This window comes from Microbacterium sp. dk485 (genome assembly GCF_004570445.1).
Lineage (GTDB): Bacteria > Actinomycetota > Actinomycetes > Actinomycetales > Microbacteriaceae > Microbacterium > Microbacterium wangchenii.
Map to the genome: position 1 here is coordinate 367102 of NZ_SPQW01000002.1, position 20734 is coordinate 387835.

The 20734-nt window shown below is 70.3% G+C and carries 25 protein-coding genes and 1 other RNA gene; 18 read left to right on the forward strand and 8 right to left on the reverse strand.

Features of this window, described 5'->3' with window-relative positions:
* Position 1 precedes the first annotated feature (1 nt).
* Positions 2 to 616: a M23 family metallopeptidase gene (locus tag E4V99_RS12370; RefSeq protein WP_135117445.1), complete on the reverse strand. Its 615-nt coding sequence runs from the start codon at positions 614 to 616 to the stop codon at positions 2 to 4.
* Positions 617 to 755: 139 nt separating this feature from the next.
* Between E4V99_RS12370 and E4V99_RS12375 the strand changes: the two genes are divergently transcribed.
* The gene (locus E4V99_RS12375) at positions 756 to 1631 is read left to right on the forward strand and encodes a hypothetical protein (RefSeq protein ID WP_135117446.1); all 876 of its coding nucleotides are present in this window, start codon (positions 756 to 758) and stop codon (positions 1629 to 1631) included.
* On the opposite strand, the gene E4V99_RS12380 is transcribed toward E4V99_RS12375, so the two are convergent.
* Positions 1625 to 2071, reverse strand: coding sequence for a hypothetical protein (locus E4V99_RS12380; protein ID WP_135117447.1), 447 nt, complete (start codon positions 2069 to 2071; stop codon positions 1625 to 1627). The genes E4V99_RS12375 and E4V99_RS12380 overlap by 7 nt on opposite strands.
* A 279-nt stretch (positions 2072 to 2350) precedes the next feature.
* On the opposite strand from E4V99_RS12380, the gene E4V99_RS12385 reads away from it, so the two are divergent.
* Positions 2351 to 3163, forward strand: a complete 813-nt coding sequence (locus E4V99_RS12385) for a CPBP family glutamic-type intramembrane protease (protein WP_135117448.1) — start codon at positions 2351 to 2353, stop codon at positions 3161 to 3163.
* Between the two features lie 7 nt (positions 3164 to 3170).
* The gene (locus tag E4V99_RS12390) at positions 3171 to 3764 is read left to right on the forward strand and encodes a dihydrofolate reductase family protein (RefSeq protein ID WP_135067430.1); all 594 of its coding nucleotides are present in this window, start codon (positions 3171 to 3173) and stop codon (positions 3762 to 3764) included.
* A gap of 42 nt (positions 3765 to 3806) precedes the next feature.
* Here the strand turns inward: E4V99_RS12390 and E4V99_RS12395 are convergent, their stop codons facing one another.
* Together E4V99_RS12395 and E4V99_RS12400 are read right to left on the reverse strand one after the other, a co-directional pair.
* On the reverse strand, positions 3807 to 4430 hold the full coding sequence (locus E4V99_RS12395) for an NAD(P)H-dependent oxidoreductase (protein WP_276321923.1): 624 nt from the start codon (positions 4428 to 4430) through the stop codon (positions 3807 to 3809).
* Complete coding sequence (locus tag E4V99_RS12400; RefSeq protein WP_135117449.1) at positions 4427 to 5095, reverse strand: antibiotic biosynthesis monooxygenase; 669 nt, start codon at positions 5093 to 5095, stop codon at positions 4427 to 4429. The genes E4V99_RS12395 and E4V99_RS12400 overlap by 4 nt, the downstream gene beginning before the upstream one ends.
* A 43-nt stretch (positions 5096 to 5138) precedes the next feature.
* Between E4V99_RS12400 and E4V99_RS12405 the strand changes: the two genes are divergently transcribed.
* From E4V99_RS12405 to E4V99_RS12440, 8 genes are read left to right on the forward strand one after another with little or no spacing between them, the layout of a single operon-like run.
* Positions 5139 to 5558 (forward strand): MerR family transcriptional regulator, encoded by a 420-nt coding sequence (locus tag E4V99_RS12405; RefSeq protein ID WP_205805747.1) that lies wholly within the window; start codon positions 5139 to 5141, stop codon positions 5556 to 5558.
* 56 nt (positions 5559 to 5614) lie between these two features.
* On the forward strand, positions 5615 to 6775 hold the full coding sequence (locus tag E4V99_RS12410) for an ATPase, T2SS/T4P/T4SS family (RefSeq protein ID WP_135117450.1): 1161 nt from the start codon (positions 5615 to 5617) through the stop codon (positions 6773 to 6775).
* Positions 6772 to 7632: a type II secretion system F family protein gene (locus E4V99_RS12415; RefSeq protein ID WP_135117451.1), complete on the forward strand. Its 861-nt coding sequence runs from the start codon at positions 6772 to 6774 to the stop codon at positions 7630 to 7632. Before E4V99_RS12410 ends, E4V99_RS12415 begins: the two co-directional genes overlap by 4 nt.
* Positions 7629 to 8558, forward strand: coding sequence for a type II secretion system F family protein (locus tag E4V99_RS12420; protein ID WP_135117452.1), 930 nt, complete (start codon positions 7629 to 7631; stop codon positions 8556 to 8558). The genes E4V99_RS12415 and E4V99_RS12420 overlap by 4 nt, the downstream gene beginning before the upstream one ends.
* Positions 8559 to 8578: 20 nt before the next feature.
* The gene (locus E4V99_RS12425; protein ID WP_135067420.1) at positions 8579 to 8776 is read left to right on the forward strand and encodes a hypothetical protein; all 198 of its coding nucleotides are present in this window, start codon (positions 8579 to 8581) and stop codon (positions 8774 to 8776) included.
* A gap of 9 nt (positions 8777 to 8785) precedes the next feature.
* Positions 8786 to 9202: a TadE/TadG family type IV pilus assembly protein gene (locus tag E4V99_RS12430; protein WP_135067418.1), complete on the forward strand. Its 417-nt coding sequence runs from the start codon at positions 8786 to 8788 to the stop codon at positions 9200 to 9202.
* The gene (locus E4V99_RS12435) at positions 9177 to 9650 is read left to right on the forward strand and encodes a TadE family protein (protein ID WP_135067416.1); all 474 of its coding nucleotides are present in this window, start codon (positions 9177 to 9179) and stop codon (positions 9648 to 9650) included. The genes E4V99_RS12430 and E4V99_RS12435 overlap by 26 nt, the downstream gene beginning before the upstream one ends.
* A complete protein-coding gene (locus E4V99_RS12440) occupies positions 9647 to 10069 on the forward strand; it encodes a pilus assembly protein TadG-related protein (RefSeq protein WP_135067414.1) in 423 nt (140 codons plus the stop codon). Before E4V99_RS12435 ends, E4V99_RS12440 begins: the two co-directional genes overlap by 4 nt.
* A 20-nt stretch (positions 10070 to 10089) precedes the next feature.
* Here the strand turns inward: E4V99_RS12440 and E4V99_RS12445 are convergent, their stop codons facing one another.
* Together E4V99_RS12445 and E4V99_RS12450 are read right to left on the reverse strand one after the other, a co-directional pair.
* The gene (locus E4V99_RS12445) at positions 10090 to 11364 is read right to left on the reverse strand and encodes an MFS transporter (RefSeq protein ID WP_135117453.1); all 1275 of its coding nucleotides are present in this window, start codon (positions 11362 to 11364) and stop codon (positions 10090 to 10092) included.
* A gap of 85 nt (positions 11365 to 11449) precedes the next feature.
* Positions 11450 to 12916: an HNH endonuclease signature motif containing protein gene (locus tag E4V99_RS12450; RefSeq protein ID WP_135117454.1), complete on the reverse strand. Its 1467-nt coding sequence runs from the start codon at positions 12914 to 12916 to the stop codon at positions 11450 to 11452.
* 136 nt (positions 12917 to 13052) lie between these two features.
* Here E4V99_RS12450 and prfB point away from each other — a divergent pair, with 136 nt between their 5' ends.
* The 4 genes from prfB to smpB all read left to right on the forward strand — a co-directional run bounded on the left by prfB (position 13053) and on the right by smpB (position 16914).
* Positions 13053 to 14162: a peptide chain release factor 2 gene (prfB, locus tag E4V99_RS12455; RefSeq protein ID WP_135067408.1), complete on the forward strand. Its 1110-nt coding sequence runs from the start codon at positions 13053 to 13055 to the stop codon at positions 14160 to 14162.
* 71 nt (positions 14163 to 14233) lie between these two features.
* Positions 14234 to 15439 carry a cell division ATP-binding protein FtsE gene (gene ftsE, locus E4V99_RS12460; RefSeq protein WP_135117455.1) on the forward strand — a complete coding sequence of 402 codons (1206 nt, stop codon included), beginning with the start codon at positions 14234 to 14236 and terminating at the stop codon, positions 15437 to 15439.
* Positions 15436 to 16350 carry a permease-like cell division protein FtsX gene (gene ftsX / locus E4V99_RS12465; RefSeq protein WP_135067404.1) on the forward strand — a complete coding sequence of 305 codons (915 nt, stop codon included), beginning with the start codon at positions 15436 to 15438 and terminating at the stop codon, positions 16348 to 16350. The genes ftsE and ftsX overlap by 4 nt, the downstream gene beginning before the upstream one ends.
* Before the next feature lie 87 nt (positions 16351 to 16437).
* Entirely contained in the window at positions 16438 to 16914 is a 477-nt protein-coding gene (gene smpB, locus E4V99_RS12470) for an SsrA-binding protein SmpB (RefSeq protein ID WP_135067402.1), read from the forward strand.
* A 3-nt stretch (positions 16915 to 16917) separates the two neighbouring features.
* On the opposite strand, the gene E4V99_RS12475 is transcribed toward smpB, so the two are convergent.
* Positions 16918 to 17571: an SIMPL domain-containing protein gene (locus E4V99_RS12475; protein WP_135117456.1), complete on the reverse strand. Its 654-nt coding sequence runs from the start codon at positions 17569 to 17571 to the stop codon at positions 16918 to 16920.
* 131 nt (positions 17572 to 17702) lie between these two features.
* Between E4V99_RS12475 and ssrA the strand changes: the two genes are divergently transcribed.
* Positions 17703 to 18071: a transfer-messenger RNA gene (gene ssrA / locus E4V99_RS12480) on the forward strand.
* 132 nt (positions 18072 to 18203) lie between these two features.
* Here ssrA and E4V99_RS12485 read toward each other — a convergent pair.
* Positions 18204 to 19118, reverse strand: a complete 915-nt coding sequence (locus E4V99_RS12485) for a LysR family transcriptional regulator (protein ID WP_135117457.1) — start codon at positions 19116 to 19118, stop codon at positions 18204 to 18206.
* A gap of 83 nt (positions 19119 to 19201) precedes the next feature.
* Here E4V99_RS12485 and E4V99_RS12490 point away from each other — a divergent pair, with 83 nt between their 5' ends.
* The gene (locus tag E4V99_RS12490) at positions 19202 to 20182 is read left to right on the forward strand and encodes a DMT family transporter (RefSeq protein WP_245233178.1); all 981 of its coding nucleotides are present in this window, start codon (positions 19202 to 19204) and stop codon (positions 20180 to 20182) included.
* Positions 20183 to 20241: 59 nt separating this feature from the next.
* Entirely contained in the window at positions 20242 to 20733 is a 492-nt protein-coding gene (locus E4V99_RS12495) for a hypothetical protein (protein WP_245233179.1), read from the forward strand.
* Position 20734: the final 1 nt, after the last annotated feature.

Below are 20734 nucleotides of genomic sequence, written 5' to 3' on the forward strand. Positions count from 1 at the left end.
CTCACTTCCCGACGTAACGCTCGAAATCGACGGTGGGCCCTGACCACTCCGCGCCCTGCCACAGTGTCACGTGCACGTGCGGCCCGTAGTGCCAGTCACGCCCACCGCCGCTGGCACCGGACACCGCGATGATCTGCCCGCGCGTCACCCGCTGCCCCGGGTCCACCAGGGATTCGGAGAGGTGCAGGTATCGGACGGTGTATCCGTCGTCGAGTCGGATGGCGATGAGCCGGCCGGTGGCAGTGGAGGGGTCGGACTTCACGCTGATCACCGTCCCCGCGTCCGCTGATGCCACCGGCGTGCCGTATGGAGCGGCGAAGTCGGTGCCGGGCTCGGGCGAGGAGGGCTTCCTCTCGCGGTGGCATGTCCAGTCGCACGACACCCCAGCCGCCGCGGGCACCACGTACCCCGTCCCGGGCAGGCCGGCGGAGGCCTGCAGCCCCGGCGCGTCGACGAGGGGCTGGAATGCGATGGCGCCGAGCGTCACGGCGAGGAGGAAGATGACCGCCCGGATCGCGTCCGCCACGACCACGCGGCGAACCGGCGGTTCCGCCGCGCCGAGGGACGGACCGCGAGAGGTGCCGACCGGTGCGGCGGCCGAGTGCAACGGATCCATGACGTCATCGCCTTCGCGCGGCCAATCTATCGCTGCATGGAGTCGCGATCCCTGCCCGAAAGGGCACAGTGCGTACCGGCGAAAACGGCGCGCGATACGATCCGGTCTCGAGTGTGGTGTCGAGTGTGAGGACACGGCGATGGCGGCGCAGGAATGCGAGTTCTGCCACGCGGAGCTGGACTCTTCGGACCGCTTCTGCGCGGCATGTCTCCTGCCGGTCGCGCCGTCGCACCCTGCCTCGGTCGCTCTCCGGGTCGATCCGGCAGAGATCAGGCTCGATGCCGGCGAACAGCGCTGCAGCCTCCAGCTCTTCGTCGACAACAACGATGCGGTAGAACCGCTGCACATCTGGTTGGCCGGCGAGTCGGATGACCGGGCCGTGCTGCTCCGGTTCGATCCGGACGAAGTCGTCGTCCCGGCACAGGCGACGGCGACCGTGGGCGTCGCGGTGCGCGCTCCACGCCCTCGGGCGGCCGGATCGCTGACTCGCCAGCTGCTCTTCACGGCTCGTGATGGGTGGCGGGAGATCACCGTGAGCGCCACCCTCGTGCAGAGCACTCCGGACTGGCGGCCGGCGGTGCGCATCGTCCTCGTTCTCTTCGGCTTCCTGTTCGTCGTCCTGGGATCGTTCATGCCGTGGATCCAGGGGAGCGCGACCGCCCTCCTGACGACGCAGGCCATCCGAGATGTGTTCAGCGACCCCGACGGCGTCCTTCAATGGCAGCGCCTCATCGAGCCGCTCGCGCGGATCGTCGTGCTGATCCTCGCCGTTCTGATGGTGGTCGGTCTCCGCAGGCGCGCACGCACTCTGATGCGGGAGTCGGCGGTCCTGATCGCTCTGCTCACGGCGGGACTGGTGATCTCGGCCGCCATCGCGGGCGGATACCCCGGGCCCAGCTACGGCGCTCTCTTCGTATGGTTCGGCGCCCTGCTCGGCTACATCGGCGCCGCACTGGCCGTATCCCCTCGGCGGCCACGCGACGGCGGCCGTTTCGAGGCGGATCGCGATCAGTAGGCGAGCGCCTCACATTCGGCGAGCAGGTTCTCGAGAGCAGCTCGGACCACGACCGCGCCGTCCGTCAGCTCGGGGGTGTCGCGGAGCGCCGCATACCCGTCCCAGGCATCGGCGAGCTGCCAGACCTGCCAGAACAGCGCATCGGACTCCGCCCTCTCGAGGTTCCGCTGCCTGATCGTGAAGATCTCATCCTCCGCGTCATCGACGGTGGGACTGGCGAACGCGAGCCGCGCAGTGGCGCAGATCTCCGCGGCCGCATCCGGGGGCGCAGTGACGGGGGGAACGGCGGGTGCCGCCGGCGCGGGCGGTTCCACCGGCGCCGGCTCGGGCTCGAGCGGGGGCGGGGCACTCGCTGAGCTGGGGGAACTCGTCGCTCCCGGGGGCAGCCCGCCGCCGAGGGGGATGCCCAGGCCGCAACCGGCGAGGAGGGGAGCTGCCACCGCGCAGGAGAGCAGCATCGCGACGGCCGACGAGTTCGCACGCAGCGGACTCGCGGATCCATTCCGCTGCCTCACGCGTCCGGCCATCGCTCACACTCCGTCCACAGCCTCTCAGGGCGGCAGCTGCCGCGCGGGGAGTATCGGACACCCGGAGGGGTGATCTCGCTGCCCGATCGGGCATCCAGCCCTCGCCCTCCGTCCTGCGGCGGGTGCGTCCGCGCGGGAGAAGGAGTGTCATCGGGGCTTCCCGCGCGGGTCCGCCGGTTCTACGCTCGGGCCGTGCGACTCCTCCGGCGCCCTGCGAACCGCCTCACCCGGCCGGCACGGCGCGAGATCGTCGACATCGCCTGGTTCCTGACGATCCTCTTGGCCGCCAGTGCGGTGTTCTACGTGGTGGGCCCGCTGATCGGCAGTCTGTCGTCCGTGACGCGGGCGAATGTGCCGGCGGCGGCGCTGATGTTCGTCTGCCCGGCGATCGCCGCGGTGGTCGTGGCGGCGCGGACGAGGTCTCTGCGGCAGCTGGGCGCTCAGCTGGCCGCCCGGCCGCGCGGTGTGTTCACGGGCGCGATCTCGATCGTGGCGATGCCGGTCGTGCTGATCGTCTCCGCCGTCGTCACAGGACGCGGGGCCGGGTTCGAGGCGCCGGGAACGGCGGCGCTCGGGCTCGCCGTGGTGTTCCTGGTCAGCGCGTTCGCTGAGCAGGTCGGCTGGACCGCTTTCCTGTTGCCTCGGCTGCGTGCGATCACCGGAGAGTTGCGCAGCGGCCTGTTCCTGGGGGTGGTGTGGGCGGTGTGGCATGTCATCCCCTTGGTGCAGGCCGGGCACGCAGCATCCTGGATCGTCGGTCAGTGCGTGTTCACGGTCGTGCTGATGCTCCTCCTGGTGCGGCTGACCGTGGCCGGGGGATCGGTGTGGTGGGCGGTCATCTGCCAGGCCTCATCCAATCTCGCGTGGGCGCTGTCGCCGGCCGCCGGCGAGGGGTATGACCCGTGGGTCACCGCGGCGCTCACCGCGGCGGTGGTGGCACTCCTTCACCTTCACCAGTTGTCGTCGGCGCGCGCCCGGCAACGCAGCGTTGATGGCGTTCGATAGGGGAAAGATGAGCAAGGTCGTTCTGTACATGTCGATGTCGCTCGACGGGTTCATCGCGGCGCCGGGCGATGAAGCGGGACGCGGACTCGGAATCGGTGGCGAGCAGTTGCACCAGTGGCTTGCCGATGGCGGACTCAGCCCCGGTTCATACCGACCCTCCTCGCGGGTGAATGCGGAGATATTCGACGAGATGATGGAGACCGGCGCCGTGCTCACGGGGCGTCGAACGTTCGACCTCGCCGGTCAGTGGGGCGGAGACCACCACAACGGGGTGCCGATCTTCGTCATCACCCGGACACCGCCCGCCGAACCGGCACCCGGACACGCCCGCTATGTGACGGACCTCGACACCGCTGTCAGGGAAGCGCGGGCCGCCGCCGACGGTCGGGACGTGATGCTGCACGGCGCCTCGGCGGCACAGGCGCTCCTTCGCGCGGGGCTCATTGACGAACTCGTGATCCACCTCGTTCCCGTTCTCCTCGGACACGGCAGACGACTCTTCGACGACTCGGACGCGGGAACACAGGAGCTGCGCTTGGTCGCGACCCAGGAGGGGGAAGGAGTGGTGCACCTGCGCTACCGCGTCGGAACGCCGGAATAGAGCGGCTTCTCACGTCCGCCTCTGCGGCGCGGGTTGGCGTCCTCACGCTGCGCTCGCCGCGAGGCGGTCGCCGCGGAGAGGCCGCAGCGCCCTCGCCCACGACAGGAGCTCGTCGAGCATGACGTCGAGCTCCGCCTCATAGCCGCCCGCCGGGTCAACTCCCTCACGCGTGATGTCGGCGAGGTCGATGGCGACGCTCGTGCTGACGTCGGCGAGGTGGAGCTCCCCGCAGATGAGGCGGAGGTGCTCGACCGCGCGAACGCCGCCCACGACCCCGTACCCGATGAACCCCGCCGCCTTGTCCCGCCACTCGGCGTAGAGGTGGTCGATGGCGTCCTTGAGCGCAGCGGGGATGGAGCGGTTGTACTCCGGGGTGACGAACACGAATGCGTCGAAGCCGGCGATCAGGTGCGACCAGCGCTGCGTCTGCTCATCGCGGTATCCGCCGAAGCTGGGCGGGGTCTCCGCATCGAAGCGCGGCAGATCGATCGCGGCCAGATCGACGAGGACGTAGTCGGCGTCCTGTCGGTTGCGGGCATGATCCTGGGCCCAGCGGGCGACCGAACAGCCCTTGCGTCCACGGCGGATGCTGCCGACCAGCAGAGCGATGCGCGGCCGCACAGCCGTGTCATCCGCGCTGGTCTGCGCGATGCCGGCGGCGCTCACCGCTCTGCTCCCACGGCGCCGATGAACGCGTAGCGGCGGCCGGTGGGCGGGTCCAGGGGATCGGATCCGCCCTCCCGCGGTTCGGTGACGTCCGACGGAGCGATCGCCCGGGCGCTCGCCGCGGTCCGGTGGGCCTCCTCGCTGGTCCACTCTGCGAGGGCGAGTGCGGGTGAACCGTCGTCGGTGGCATAGAAGGTCGTTGCGATCACTCCTTGAGAGGCGGTTGCGGTGACGGCGGCGATCTCGGCGTCGATCCAGGTTCTCTGTTCCTCCGGCTCCGCGGCGGTGAGCGGTTGCCGGATGAGGACGAAGCAGCCGGGCTCCTGAGCGATGGCGGGGCCGGATACGACGCGATGCGGTGTCGCGGTCACGCGCCAGAGCCGTTCGATGCCGGGGACGCGCGCGTCGACGGTGTCGCGGGGGATGTGGGTGTCGGCGAGGTAGCCGTCGCGCGCGTCGGCATCGGTCCACTGCGCGAGGACCAGGAGGGTGTCGTCCTCCAGTCCGCGGAGAATGGAGAATCGCACCAGGCCGGGCGCCGCCGGCATGGTCGCGAGTGCCGCTTCGGCGGCGTCGAGCTGATGCTGTCGGTCTCGGAGGTTCCAGCAACTGATGAATGCTGAAGTGGCGCGGGAATCCCGCATGGTCGGGGCGAATCTGTTCATGCCTCGGTACGCTAAGACCTCAACATTGGTTGAGGTCAAGGCGGTGACCGACGTGACGAGCATCCAGGCTGTGCAAGACGGCATGACGGTGGGGCAGGTCGCGGCCGCGGCCGGTGTGGCGGCGTCCGCGGTGCGGTTCTATGAGACGCACGGCTTGATCTCGGGCCACCGGACGCACGGTAACCAGCGCCGCTTCGATGAAGACGCGCCGTGCCGCGTGCGCATGATCCGGGTGTGTCAGCGTGTCGGGCTGTCGGTCGCCGAAATCCGCGATCTGCTCGCCACGCTTCCGGCCTCGGGCCGGGCAGAGGTGTCCGATTGGGTGGAGCTCGGCGAGCGGATCGAGCGCGAGGTGCACGAACGGATCCGCAACCTCCGGGACGCCCTGGCCGATCTCACCTCGGACGCCAAGTTGTGCGAACTCCCTGGCATCACCGATCCACGAACGGCCGCCATCGCCTGACGCGCCGGGTGTGGAGAACTTCCGCGGGTCGACGGGGGTTTTGCGAGGATGCCCGCGTGAGCCTCGCTTACGCGTCCCCCGGTTCGGCCACTGCGGTGGTCGCCGAGCGGGTGCGCGAGCGGCTCCGTGCAGAACAGGCCGATCCCACGCGGGAGCCGGAGCTTGCCGCCCGCATCACCGCGAGCGAAGTGCGCCGTCACAACGACTATGCCTTGGCCCGCGGTCTGGAGCCGGTGGACGACGAAGCCGGGTGCGTGCGTGACGTCCTCGCGCAGTTGTCGGGATTCGGACCGTTGCAGCCGTATCTGGACGATCCCACGATCGAAGAGGTGTGGCTGAACGCCCCCGATCGCGTGTTCGTCGCGCGCGGCGGACGGGCCGAGCGGGTCCCGCTGAGTCTCACCGATGCGATCGTGCACGACCTGGTGGAACGGATGCTGCACACCACGGGGCGCCGGGTCGACCTCAGTCAGCCGTTCGTCGACGCCTCACTCCCGGACGGATCGCGGCTGCACGTGGCGATCCCCGACATCACGCGCCGGCACTGGGCGGTGAACATCCGGAAGTTCTCGCCGGCGTACCGCGACCTCGCGCACCTGGTCACCGCCGGATCGCTCAGCCGGGAGACGGCCGAGCTGCTGGCCGACGCGATGCGCGCGGGCCGCAGCATCCTCGTCTCCGGTGCCACCCACGCGGGCAAGACCACGCTGCTCGGGGCGCTCATCGCCGCAGCCGCGCCCACCCAGCGCATCGTCACCGTCGAGGAGACGTTCGAGCTCGGCGTCGAGGCCCCCGATCTCGTGGCGATGCAGGGGCGGCAGCCGAGTCTGGAAGGCACGGGCGAGGTGACGCTCCGCCGCCTCGTGAAGGAGGCGCTGCGAATGCGCCCCGACCGGCTGGTGGTGGGGGAGGTGCGCGACGCCGAGGCGCTCGACCTCGTGCTCGCGTTGAACACCGGAGTGCCGTGCGCGGCGACGATCCACGCGAACTCCGCTCCGGAGGCGCTCGTGAAGCTCGCCGCCCTGCCGCTGCTGGCAGGACGCAACATCGATGCGACGTTCGTGACGGCAGCCGTCGCGCGCTCGGTCGACCTCGTCGTGCACTGCGAGCGCGATGCAGCCGGCGCGCGGAGGGTCGCGGAGATCGTGGAGCCGACCGGACGGATCCTCGGCGATGCGCCGGAGGTGCGTCGCGTCGTTCCCGGGAGCAGGCGGTGACCCTCCTGCTGGGCGCCCTGCTCGCCGGCGGAGTGCTGCTGACGGCCTCTCCGTGGCTGTGGCCGCCCACGTCGAGCCGCGCGGAGAAGCCCGTCTCGGCGGGAGTGGTGTCGCGACTCCTCGAATCCGCCGGCTTCGCCGGGGTACGGCCGCGAGTCGTGCTCATCCTCGCGGCGGCGGGCGCGCTGGTCGCCGCGGCGGTGGCGTGGCTGGTCACCTCGGTGCCCGCTTTCGCCGTCGTGGTGGCCGCTGCCGGGGCCGCGGCGCCGTTCGTGTGGCTGCGGGCGCGCCGGGTGCGTCTGCTCCGCTCGCGCCGCACGCTGTGGCCCGACGTGTGCGATCTGCTCATCGCCTCGGTGCGGGCGGGGATGTCGCTGCCCGACGCGGTCTCCAGCCTCGCCACGGCCGGTCCGCCGCCGCTGCGCTCCGCTTTCGCGGCGTTCGCCGTGGACGTGCACGCCTCGGGGCACTTCGATTCCAGCATCCGGCGCCTGAAGACGGCGCTGGCCGACCCCGTCGCCGACCGCATCATCGAGACGCTGCGGATGGCACGGCAGGTCGGCGGCACCGAACTGCCCACGGTGCTGCGGGCGCTGGCGACCTCCGTGCGCGCCGACGCCCTCCTGCGCGGAGAGGTCGAGGCGCGCCAGTCGTGGATCCGCGGCGCGGCGGTGCTCGGGGTCGTCGCGCCGTGGGTGATCCTCGTCCTCCTGGCGCTGCGGCCCGAGGGGGCCTCGGCGTATGCGAGCCCGGAGGGCGTGGGCCTCATCCTCGCGGGCGGCCTCGTCTCGGTGATCGCGTTTCGGCTGATGGTGCGGATCGGGCGCCTCCCCGAGCCCCGGAGGTGGTTCGGATGAGCTCGGGCTTCCTCACCGAATCGGCGATCGCGATCATCCTGGGCACGACGCTCGGCATCGGCGTCTGCCTCCTCGTCTCGCTCGCCCCGCGGGTCAGCGCACCGAGTCTGGCCCGGCGCGTTGCCCCGTACATCCGGGACGTGACCGACCCGCTCGGACTCGGCCCGGCGCTCTCACCTGTGCCGACGCTCCGCGAGGCCACCCGTGGGGCCGTGGCGCGGGCGACAGGAGCCGTCGGCGGGTCGGACTCCCTGGACCGGCGACTGAGCCAGTCCGGATGGCGAATGGATGCTGGCGCTTTCCGTGCGCGTCAGCTCGCGTGGGCGCTCGCCGGACTCGCGTCGGGAGGGCTGCTCGCCCTCGCCCTCGCCCTCGCCGGACGCCTCGCGCCGCCCGCCGTCATCGTGGCGCCGGTCCTCGCCGCCGCCGCGGTCGTGCTGTACGACGCGCGCTTGACGTGGGCCGCCCGCGGCCGGACGCAGCGGATCGAGGAGGAGCTCCCCACCGTGCTGGACTTCCTCGCGCTGTGCCTGTCGGCGGGGGAGGGGATCCTCGACTCGCTGCGGCGTGTGGGCGAGATCGGGTCGGGCGAGCTCACCGGAGAGATCCGCCGCGCCCTCCTGGCCGTCGGCACCGGGGAGCCCCTTCCCGACGCGCTCACCGCGCTGGGCCGGCGGCTGGAGGTTCCCGCGCTCTCCCGTGCGCTCGACCAGGTGGTGGCTGCGCTGGAGCGCGGCGCGCCGCTTGCACACGTGCTGCAGGCTCAGGCCACCGATGCGCGGGAAGGCGCCAAGCGCGCGCTGATCGAGCAGGCGGGCCGCAAGGAGATCCTGATGCTCATCCCGCTGGTGTTTTTGATTCTGCCCCTGAGCGTTCTCTACGCCGTCTTTCCGGGGATCTTTCTGCTTCGACTGGGAATCGGCTGACGCCGGGAAGGAGGGTTCGCATGCAACGGATCCATCGCGGGATGCAGCGTCTGCGCACGGCGTGGGGCGATGCCGTAGCGGACGAGCGCGGCGACGTACCCGGCTGGGTGCTGATCACGCTCATGACCGCCGGGCTGGTCGTGGTGATCTGGGCGCTGGCCGGCCCGGCGCTCGCGCAGCTGTTCGAGCAGGCCATCGCGCGCGTATCGGGCCTGTAGGGCACGTCCATGCACGGGGAGTCGCTCGGGCACCGGGTTCGGCGAGCCCTGGCCGACGACGCCGGCTCCTCTCCGGTCGAGTTCGTCCTGGTCGGCGCGCTCCTGACCCTCCTGACGCTCGCGGTGATCCAGCTCGCGCTGGGGGTGTACGTGCGCAATGTGGCCCACGACGCGGCCGTCGAAGGAGCGTTCCACGCCGCCCTCGCCGACACGACCCTGGCCCAGGGCGCCGAGCGCACGCGCGAGTTGGTGGCGCGTGCCGTCGGTGAGGCCTACGCCGGCGACATCACGGTGGCGGAGTCGGCGGATGCGGGTGCCCCGGCGGTACGGGTGACCGTGCGCACCACGCTGCCGCTGCTCGGACTGCTGGGAGTGGAGCGGGCGCTGGAGGTGACCGCTCATGCGCCGCTGGAATCCCTGGACTGAGCTCAGGGCACGCGCCGCCGACGACACCGGATCGGCGGCCGTGGAGTTCATCTTCGTCGGACTCCTGCTGCTCGTGCCGGTGGTCTACCTCGTGATCGCGCTGGGGATGATCCAGAGTCAGAGCCTCGGCGCCGAATCCGGCGCACGTCACATCGCGCGGGCGGTGGCCACGGCCAAGGGCGCGGATGCCGCCGACGCCCGGGCATCCGGCATCCTGGCGACGATCGTGTCGGAGTACGGCCTGGACGCCGAGAGGGTGGAGATCGACGTGTCTTGCCGCGACGCGGGCTCGGCATGCCCCGAGGCCGGCGCGACGGTCGTCGTCACGGTGCGCACCGAGGTGCAGCTGCCGTTCGTGCCGCCGGTGCTGGGCCTCGACCGGCTGGCGAGTATCCCGCTCGAGGCCTCGTCGGCGCAGAAGGTCTCCCGGTTCTGGAGAGACGGATGAGGCCGGCCCGACCGCTCGCCGACGACCGGGGGAGCGTCCTCCTGCTCACGATCGGCTACGCCGTCTTCGCCCTCGTGCTGGTGCTTGTGTGCGTGAACGCGACGTCGCTCTACCTCGCGCAGAAGCGACTGGACGCGCTCGCCGATGCCTCCGCGCTCGCCGCCGCGGACGGTTTCACCCTCGTCGTGGAGTCGGGCCAGCCGCGCACCGCTCTGACGGATGGCCTCGTCCGCACGGCGGCGCAGGAGATGGTCGATGCGGTGGGGGAGGGTGCGGCGCTCGTGTCGGCGACGGCGGCGGACGGGCTCTCGGCGCGCGTGACGGTGACCGGGACGTGGCATCCGCCGGTCATCACGATCTTCGTGCCCGACGGGGTCGCCCTGTCGGCGACGGCGACGAGCCGCAACGCGCTGCGGTGACCGTGGTCAGGGGTGCGCGGTCAGGGGATGCGCGGGACGTAGCGGGGCACCCACCGCACGAACCCGGCCGCGCCCAGCAACCCGATCGCGCCGACCAGGGCGATCGCGACCGGCAGTGACAGTACGGCGGTCACGGCCGAGACCAGCAGCGGAGCCGCCGCGCCGCCCGCGTCGGTGAGCGTGCGCCACGAACCGAGGAACGGTGCCGGGTCGTCCTGTGGGGCGGAGTCGGCGCCGAGGGTGAGCAGCAGTCCGCTAGAGAGGCCGTTGCCCACGCCCAGCACGGCGGCGAACATCCCGAACCACAGGCCCGGGTCCGCGGTGTCGTGAGTGAGCGAGAGGGCGAGGAACCCGGCGCCCATGAGCAGCATCGCCGGCAGGGCTGCCCACAACCGGCCGAAGCGGTCCATCACCTGACCGCTGGCGTAGAAGAGCGCGAAGTCGATGGCGCCGGAGACTCCGACCACGAGCGCGATGGTCTGCGCGTCCAGGCCGATGGAGACGCCCCACAGCGGCAGCACCACCTGACGAGCGGAACGGACGGCGGACAGGGATGCGGCGGCCAGGCCCAGTCGCCCGAGGACCCCGCGGAACCGCCACATCGTGCGGAAGACGCCCGCGCGTTCGAGAGTGGGGATCGAACCGGTGACCGCCTCGCCGCTGTCTTCGGCCGCGGCGTCCCGGGCACTGGCCCGCGCCGCGCGCTCTTCGGCGACGAGAGCCTCCTCGGGGTCGCGTCCGAACAGGACGAGCAGGACAGCGCCGAGGAGCGTGACTCCGAAGAACCAGATGGCCACGTGCTCGTCGGCGAAGATCGCCAGCAGCGCCGCCGAGACGAACGGGCCGAGGAACATCCCCAGCCGGAACGTGCCGCCCAGGAGCGACAGGGCCCGGGCGCGGAAGACCAGCGGCACGCGGGTGGTCATGAACGAGTGGCGGGCGAGGCCGAACGCGGCCGCGCAGAATCCGATGAGGAACACCGAGGCGGCGAACAGCGCCAGGTTGGGGGCGAGGGCCAGGGCCACGATCGCGCCCAGGGCGAGGAGACCGGCCCCCACCATCGCCGGACGCTCGCCGTACCGGGCGACGACCCATCCGGCGGGGATGTTGCCGCACAACTGCCCCACGACCAGGGCGGAGGCCACCAGAGCAGCCACGGCCACGTCGGCACCCAGGTTGTTCGCGATCACGGGGATGAGGGGCAGCACCGCGCCCTCGCCGAGCGCGAAGAGGAGCGTCGGCCCGTAGATCATCGGGGCGAAGCGCCCGAGCACGTGCCGCGGCGAATCCGTCATCGATTCCACCCTAGCCAGGCCCCGGCGCGGCACCGCCCGTCGGCTCGCTGCGCTTGCCGCAGGCGGGGCGCCGAGAGGTACCGCGTCAGGCTGTCAGACCCCATGCGAGGGGATCGAACCGACGTCGACCGCCGAGTCGGGGCGTCCGGGTCGGGTCGACGTGCGGGGGAGGAATGAACCAGACCGTGCCTGCGCTGGGTGGCGCCCCCGGCGGGGTGTCGATGCGGATCTCCCACCCGTCGGCGTGCACGCGATGGTGGCAGGACGTGCACAGCAGGATCGCGTTATCGAGGTCGGTGGGCCCGGAATCCCGCTCCCACCACTGGATGTGGTGCGCCTCGGTGAAGGCAGGGGGCAGATGGCACGACGAGCACCCGCCATCGCGCTCGACGAGGATGAGCCGCTGCGCGGACGTGAAATGGCGCTTGGCCCGACCCCAGTCCAAGACTTCGCTGTCGGTGCCGAGCACGCAGGGGATGATGTCGGCAGCAGCGGACATCCGCCGTGCGCTTCCGGCGTCGATGGGCGCCTCCATCCCGTCGATGGTGGCGACACCTGCGCCGCCTCGCACATCGTCGAGCGTCATCCGCACCACCACGGTCACGGCCGAGGACGGGAGTGCGTCACGATCACAGCCGATGGCATGACGGCAGATCGCCGCCAGCGCATCGGCACGCATCTGTGTGAGCGAGCGCGATTCTTCGACGGCTGCGCCCGTGCGACGCCAGGACCGGCCGGCGTCCGCGTCGTCCGCTCCGTCGGAAGGGTCCGTCACGTCATCGCCGCCGTTCCCGGTCGTCGGTGGCACCGCGTTGTGACCGCGCGACGTCCGAAGCTGGTGGGTGACGATGGCCTCGATCGCGGCCACGACGGGTGCGGCCGACTCCGGATCGAGCCGCGCCGTGAGAACCGTCATTCCGGCGGCGTCTTGCGCGATCTTCAGGGACCGCTCGCCGTGCTGCTCGGTGACCCGCGGCTCGAGTCCGTCGGGATCGAGATGCGCCTCCGCGCGGCGCAGCACCGCAAGGAGTTCGTCGTAGGTGAGGAGTGGAGCCCTTCGCGCGAGGGTCTTCTCGGCATGGTCGCGGGTTGCGTCGTCGAGACGCAGCGACACCCGATCCAGCATGGTCGTGATCGCGCCGGCCGCGGTCACGCTGATGCTGCCGGCCTCGAGTGCAGCGGCGATGTGCGGATGCTTCGCCGGGAGGATCTCGCCCGACAGCGACATGCGCGGAGCGGTCGCCTGACCCACCTGGATCAGCCGCACCGCGTCCGCGGTGTGGCCGCCGGTCGCCTCCGCGATCAGCTTCGCAGGCGTCCGGAATCCGTTCTTCCGTGCCAATCCTTCGGTGCCCAGCTCCGGACGCGACCGCGCAGCCACCTCCGCCGCCACGCGTGCGTGCAGCCCGTCGACGCGGCGGCGGAGGTCGGCGACACGCTCGTTGATGAGCTTGACGGTCGCATCCGGGAGTGCGCTGGTGTCGGGTGCGTCTCCCCACGCGGCATCCAGTGCCGAGAGGGCCTCGGCGATGGCGGCGGTGGGGCTGGACATGCCTCGATTCTCGCAGGACCCTCGGACATTTGTTCGAATGATCTCGGATCTGTGGATAACCGCGGCCACTGCCGCCCGTGCGACGCAGGACCGTCCGCGGCGGGGCGGAGCCCCGGCGGCGGTAGGCTGAACTGCCATGCTCGAATTCGATCTCTCCGCCGACATCCAGGCCCTGCGCTCCACGTTCGGCGACATCAAGGCCGTTGTGGACGTCGAGGCGCTCACCGCCGAGATCGCCCGCCTGAGCGAGGAGGCCGGCGCTCCTGATCTGTGGGACGACGTCGACAAGGCGCAGAAAGTCACCAGCGCCCTCAGCCACCGTCAGACCGAGCTGCGTCGCATCACCGAGATCGAGCAGCGCCTCGACGACCTCGACGTGCTCGTGGAGCTCGCCAACGAGATGGACGACGAAGACACCGCCGAGGAGGCGCGTCGCGAGCTCGCCGAGCTCGAGGACGTCATCGGCCAGCTGGAAGTGCAGACGCTTCTGGACGGCGAGTACGACGACCGCTCGGCCGTCGTCACGATCCGCTCGGGCGCCGGCGGCGACGACGCCACTGACTTCGCCGAGATGCTCATGCGCATGTATCTGCGCTGGGCCGAGCGCCACAAGTACCCCGTGAAGGTCATGGACACCTCCTACGCCGAGGGCGCGGGAATCAAGTCCGCCACGTTCGAGATCGACGCGCCGTACGCGTACGGCACGCTGTCGGTCGAGGCCGGCACGCACCGCCTCGCCCGCATCAGCCCGTTCGGCTCTGCCGACAAGCGCCAGACGAGCTTCGCCGCCGTCGAGGTCATCCCCGTCATGGAGGAGGCCGTCGAGGTGGAGATCCCCGAGGGCGACCTGCGCGTGGACGTGTTCCGCTCGTCCGGCCCCGGCGGCCAGTCGGTCAACACCACCGACTCCGCCGTGCGCCTCACGCACCTTCCGACCGGCATCGTCGTGTCGATGCAGAACGAGAAGTCGCAGATCCAGAACCGCGCGGCCGCCATGCGCGTGCTGCAGACCCGCCTGCTCCTGCTCAAGCGCGAGGAGGAGGCGGCGAAGAAGAAGGAACTCGCCGGCACCATCACGGCGAGCTGGGGCGACCAGATGCGCTCCTACTTCCTGTACGGCCAGCAGCTCGTGAAAGACCTCCGCACCGGCTACGAGGTGGGCAACCCCGCCTCCGTCTTCGACGGCGACCTCGACGGTCTCATCGCCGCCGGCATCCGCTGGCGCAAGCGCAAAGACGACGACTGAGCCCGCGGCATCGGTGCGGGCGGCGCGTCACTGCAGGGTGTCGCGCGACCGGAGCTTAGGCTCGATGCGCCATGATCCGGTTCGAAAACGTCAGCAAGAAGTATCGCGGCACCTCCAAACCCGCCCTTGATTCGGTGGACTTCGAGGTGCAGCGCGGGGAGTTCGTTTTCCTCGTCGGCGCCTCCGGTTCCGGCAAGTCGTCGTGCCTGCGCCTGATCCTGCGCGAAGAGACTCCCAGCAGCGGCCGCGTCGTCGTGCTGGGCCGCGACCTGCGGACCCTGTCCAACCGCAAGGTGCCCTACTTCCGCCGTCACGTCGGTGCGGTGTTCCAGGACTTCCGCCTGCTGCCCACCAAGACGGTGTTCCAGAACGTCGCCTTCACTCTCCAGGTGACGGGCGCCTCCCGCGGCTTCATCCAGCAGGCCGTGCCCGAGGTGCTCAACCTCGTGGGCCTCAGCGGCAAGGAGAAGCGCCTGCCGCACGAGCTCTCCGGCGGGGAGCAGCAGCGCGTCGCGATCGCGCGCGCCCTCGTGAACCGCCCCCAGGTGCTCCTGGCCGACGAGCCGACCGGAAACCTCGACCCTGGTACCTCCATCGACATCATGCAGCTGCTGGCCCGCATCAACGCCGGCGGCACGACCGTCGTGATGGCCACGCACGAGGCCGCCTTCGTCGACCAGATGCAGCGCCGTGTCATCGAACTGCAGAACGGGCAGATGATGCGCGACGAACGTCACGGCGGATACGGCGACACCTCCGGGCTGCCGCGCCTGACCCCCGAGGTTGAGAAGGGAGCCGCCGCGGTGGCCGCCCTCACCGCAGTGCTCGAGGTGCAGCGCGAGGTCGCCCAGGTCGCCCCCGCCGCCGGCGCCGCCCTGGATGCTGCCGCCGACGAACTGGCCCCCGCCGTCGCCGACGCCCTGGGCCCCGTCGCCGCGCCAGAGGGCGCCGTCACGCACGAGACGTCGTACGAGTTCGGGCGCACCGAAGAGCTGGCCTCCGTGTGGCCGCCGGCACCCGAGGCGCCCCGCGCCAGCGCCGCCCCGCAGGTCCGTCCCGCGGAGAGCGCCCCCGAGACACCGCGAGAGGCCGCACCCGTGTCCGCCGCATCCGCCCCCGTGATGACGGAGCAGCCGCCCGCCCCCGCAGGGGAAGCAACCTCCACCCACACGCGCCCCGTCGCGGTCGACCTGCCGCAGGTCGACATCGACGAATTGGGCCTGGCCGACCGGCTGGGCCTGGACGACCGCAAGGATGAAGTGGGGCCCACCTCGTGAGATTCGGCCTCATCCTGTCGGAGGCCTTCTCGGGCCTGCGCCGCAACGCCTCCATGGTGATCTCGGTCGTCTTGGTCACCTTCGTTTCGCTGACCTTCGTCGGCGCCGCGATCCTCATGCAGATGCAGATCGCCCAGATGCGCGACTTCTGGGTCGACCGCGCCCAGGTCGCCGTCCACATGTGCACGAGCGTGTCCGACTCCGACACGTGCGTGAACGGGCTGGCCACCGAGGAGCAGGTCGAGCAGGTGCGCGCCGGGCTCGACGGCGACGCCCTGGCGCCGCTGATCCGCGACTATCGCTTCGTCACCAGCGACGAGGCGTACGAAGACGCGCTCGAGCAGCTCGGCGAGGATTACGCCGACATCCTCACTCCCGACCAGATCAACGCCAGCTTCTTCATCAACCTCAAGGACCAGGGCCAGTCGGAGGTGATCGCCGAGGCCTTCGGCGGGATGGAAGGCGTCGAAGAGGTGCAGGACCAGATGCAGTACCTCGAACCGCTCTTCGACGCCCTCACGATCGCGACCTATATCGCGGTCGGCATCGCGGCGCTCATGCTCATCGCGGCCGTGCTGCTGATCGGCACCACCATCCGGCTGTCGGCCTTCGCCCGGCGACGGGAGATCGGCATCATGCGGCTGGTCGGAGCATCCAATAGGTTCATCCAAACACCGTTCATCCTCGAGGGAGTCCTGGCGGCTCTCATCGGATCGGCGCTGGCGAGCACGGCGGTGTGGGCGATCGTCACCTTCGGCGTCGGCGACTACCTGCGCAACCGGATCACGTTCGTCACGACGTGGGTCGGTCCGCAGGATGTCGCCCTCGTGGTGCCCGTGATCGTGCTGATCGGCGTCGTGCTGGCTGCGCTGTCGGCGGGCTTCGCCATCCGCCGCTGGCTGCGCACGTAGCTTCGAGCGACCCGTGCGCAGCGCAGTCGGCCGCGCGCCTTGTAGACTGAACGGCTGCGTGTGCCCGGATGCTGAGGGAGGTGGGACATGCCCCGCGAAAAAGGCGAGAAGGTGATCGCGACGAATCGTCGCGCCCGCCACGACTATGCCATCGAAAAGACCTACGAGGCCGGCCTCGTCCTCACCGGCACCGAGGTGAAGTCGCTGCGGCAGGGTCGCGCGAACCTCACCGACGGCTACGCGTACATCGACGGCGGTCAGGCGTTCCTCGACGCCGTTCACATCCCGGAGTACTCGCAGGGCCACTGGACCAACCACGCCACGAAGCGCACCCGCAAGCTGCTGCTGCACAAGGACGAGATCATCAAGATCTCGCACGCGGTGTCGGCGGGCGGCTACACCCTCGTCCCGCTGCGGCTGTACTTCTCCGACGGTCGCGCGAAGGTCGAGATCGCCGTGGCCAAGGGTAAGCGCGAGTTCGAGAAGCGTCAGACGATCCGCGAGCGCGAGGACAAGCGCGAGGCCGAACGTGCCATGCGCTCCCGCAACCGCCTCGGCGACTGATCCTCAGCGGGCGAGGAAACGCGCCTCGACGGCGGCGCTGACCACGATGTCGGCCGGCTGGAGCGCGACGCCGGGGCCCGAGGACTCCGCCGCCATCGCGCGCATCATCTGCGGCCCGCCGCGGTCGGGATGCGGCAGCAAGAGTCCCGCGTCGGCCATCTCCAGCGGCGAAACCGACTCCAGACCCAGCGCACCGGCATAGGCGCGGGCGCGCTCCACCGCGACCTGCACGGCCTCGGCGGCGACCGCACGCTCGACCTCGGCGCGGGTGGCGGGGGAGAGCTCCCAGCGGACATCGGTCACCTGCACCGCATCCGTTTCGGCCACTTCGCCGATCCACCACGACAGGGCAACGAAGTCGCGGAACGTCGCGGTGACGTCGATCGACGCGTGATGGACGGGAGGCAGCTGCCGCCCCTCGGTGTTCCACGGCCGCTCCGACCATACCGACACGCGTCCGCTCGACCACTCCACGACCTCGCCGGAGCGCTGGTGGGCGACCAGGTCGTCCCGCAGCGGTTCGGCGAGGGCCGTGACCCGCTCGATCACCGGGCCCCGTTCGGGTCCGTCTGCCCGCACCGCCAGCTGCACCACGGCGTGCTCCGGCGTGACGCGTCGCTCCTGCTCTCCCCGGACGGTGACGATGACCTCGCTCATGCCGCGAGCATACGGGTACTCCGGGAATGGCATGGCCCCCGCATCCGTTGTAGTCTGTGAGGCCGGATGCTTCGGCCTCCGGAAGATACAACTCCACAGCGTGACAGTGGCCCCTCCACACGGAGGATCACGGGGATGATCGGTTTCGACATCGCCTGTGAATTCGCGAGAAGCGGGCCGAGGATACAGGGTTATCTCGTAAACGCTCCCTGTAAACCAATAAGTGCCGAAACCAAGCGCACTGAGTTCGCCCTCGCTGCCTAAGCGAGCCTGAACTCCGTCAGACCGTAGGTGTTCCCGCTACGGATCCTGGCGTCATCTAGGGGACTTGCTGAGCGGTGGCGTCTGGACGCCGCTCGGGACTCTTCCCAGGCTGGGCTCGTCGACCTAGGTGTCTGTGACAAAGGTCGGAGCCGAGTAGAACGTCTGCACAGACTGCGCCCGGAGAAGACGCGATATCTCAGCGATGGACGGGGGTTCGATTCCCCCCATCTCCACAAGTCGCTGTCACCGAACAGGGCCCCGAAAGCCGCGTAATCATGCGGCTTTCGAGGCCTTTGTTCGTGGTCGGACAGGTGACCGCTCAGGCCGCCCTGAATCGCAAGCCATCCTGCGCCCGACGGTGCGAGAGGCTATGGCGCGCTCGCTCTTCGCGTGGCGGCGGCGGCGACTTCTTGTAGTGCCGCGAGGACCCTGCGGACGGGGGCGTGCGCTATGGCGTCTGGGCGGGCGAGTACGTCGACGTGGCGGACGAGTGAGACGCCGGTGACCGGGCGTAGGACCATGCCGTTGATCGCCAGTGGGGCGGCAGTCGTCCGTGGCATCACGGCGATCGCTGCACCGGTGCGGACGACTTCGGCGGCGACGGAGAACTCGTTGATGCGGTGATCGACCTGGGGGGCTTGACCGATCACGGCTCCTAGGTGGGCGAGCACGCCGGTGAGGGGGAACCCCTCGTGGGTGGAGATCCAACGCTGATCCCGCAACTGCTCAGGCCTGATGCTCGGATGCGCAGCCAGGGGGTGGGCGGCGTGCAGGGCGATCTCGAGTGGTTCGACGAGAAGCGGTGTCACGACGAGACGTCCGGTCGGCCACGTGGGGTCGTGCGCGAGGCGGTGTGCGATGACGAGGTCGTAGTCCGCGGTGAGGCCGGTGAACTTGTCTTGCGCGACGTCGGCGTCAGCGAGAGAGACACGCGAACCGGTGCCCAGCTCGTCGAGAAGCGGACCGAACAGGGCGAGACCGGCACTGTGGAATGCGGAGACCGTAACGGGTCGCTCCTCGTGTTCGAGGAATGACCCGACGGCGTCTCGGGCTTGGGCGAGGGCCTCGTCGACGCGTGCTGAGGCGACCGCCAACGCTTCACCGGCTTCCGTGAGTACGAGTCGGCGCCCCTGCTTCATCGTCAGCGGGACCGGTATGCCGGCCTGCAACGCAGTGAGCTGCTGAGACACGGCAGATGCGCTGACGTGCAGCGCAGTCGCAACGGCCGCGACGCTGCCCCGGTCACCCAGCTCACGGAGAAGACGTAGGCGAGCAGGATCCATAAGCGTTCCTAAATCGTCGATCAAGACATTGGCCGTTGTTCTTCCGCATCGGCTCTCTCGAGAGTAGTGGCATGGCACCTCGCATGCGCTCCGAACCCGTCGTCGATCTGCTCCTGCTCGGCGTCGCCGCGGCCTGGGGCGCGAGCTTCCTCGCTGCGAAGGATCTCGCCGCTGAGACGGGCGTACCCGCGGCCGTCGCCCTCCGCTTCCTCGTCGCCGCAGGCGCGACGTGGCTCGTGTGTCTCGTGCGAAAGGAACGACTCCCCAGAGGACGAGGCCTTGTGATCGCGGCCTGCCTGGGCTGCTCGCAAGCGGCCGTCATCGGGCTCGAGACCTGGGGCGTGCACCTGACCTCCGCGACCAATGCGGGGTTGCTGATCAGTCTGGCGCTCGTGATGACGCCCGTCCTCGATGGCATCGCGTCCCGATCGTGGCTACCCCGCTCGTACTTCATCGCCGCCGTAGCTGCCGTAGTCGGCGTCGCGCTCCTCGTCTCCGAGGGCGGTCTCCGCACACCGACGGTCGGTGACGGCCTCGTGATCGCCGCCGCGATCGTCCGGGCCTTCCACGTGACGGCGAGCGCGCATCTGACTCGCGGCCGCCCAGAGGGAACCTGGGGTGTGGTGCTTGTCCAGATGGCCGTGTGCGCGGCCACATTCACCGCCATGGCCGGACCCGACCTTCCGGCCGCCGCCGCGCAGCTCGATGCGCACCAGTGGGCGAACGTGCTCTTCCTTGGGCTGCTGTGTTCGGTGTTCGCGTTCATCGTGCAGCTCTGGGCGGTGAGGCGAACCTCGGCTTCCCGCGCCAGCATCCTGATGGGGACCGAACCGGTGTGGGCCCTGCTTGTCGGAGTCCTCATCGCCGGCGAAGCGATCGGACCGCTCGGACTCGGCGGCGCTGTCTTGATCGTCAGCGCGACCTACGCCGGGCAAACCATCGAGCGTCGGCATCGACAGCAGGTTGCCGACACGGCCCCCGGCCGAATTCGAGAAGAGCCTCCGTCTGATCGGCCGCGCCGACCTGAGGAGGCGACAACTCCTCGAGGAGAACCGTCCCGATAGCCGATCTGCCCGCGGGCCGCTACCCTCTCGTTCACGGAGGAGGCATCATGCACGCTGTCGTGGTCTTCGAGTCGCTCTGGGGAAACACCGAGCAGCTGGCGCGCGAGATCGCGGCCGGAATCGGCGGCGAGCAAGCCGAGGTGGTAGACGCGGCGTCGGCGCCGAGCGCGCTGGACTCCGATGTCGACCTGCTCGTGGTCGGCGGACCGACCCACGTGTTCTCAATGTCGACTGGTTCGACACGCGAGTCGGCGAAGCAACAGGGCGCCGAGCACCTCCCGGCACGTGGCATCCGCGAGTGGATCGAAACGCTGACCTCACCCGGTCGCGCAGTGCCCGTCGCGACCTTCGACACGAGGGTGGTCAGCCCTCGGCTCCCCGGGTCGGCGGCGAAGAAGGCGATGAAGCGACTCGTCGCGCTCGGTTTCCGTCCGATTGCCAAGCCCGAGACGTTCGGCGTGCACGGTTATACCGGCCCGGTCGCGGAGGGCGAGTTGGAGCGCGCGCGCCACTGGGGAGCGGAGCTCGCGGGCCTCATGTCTCACCGCTGAG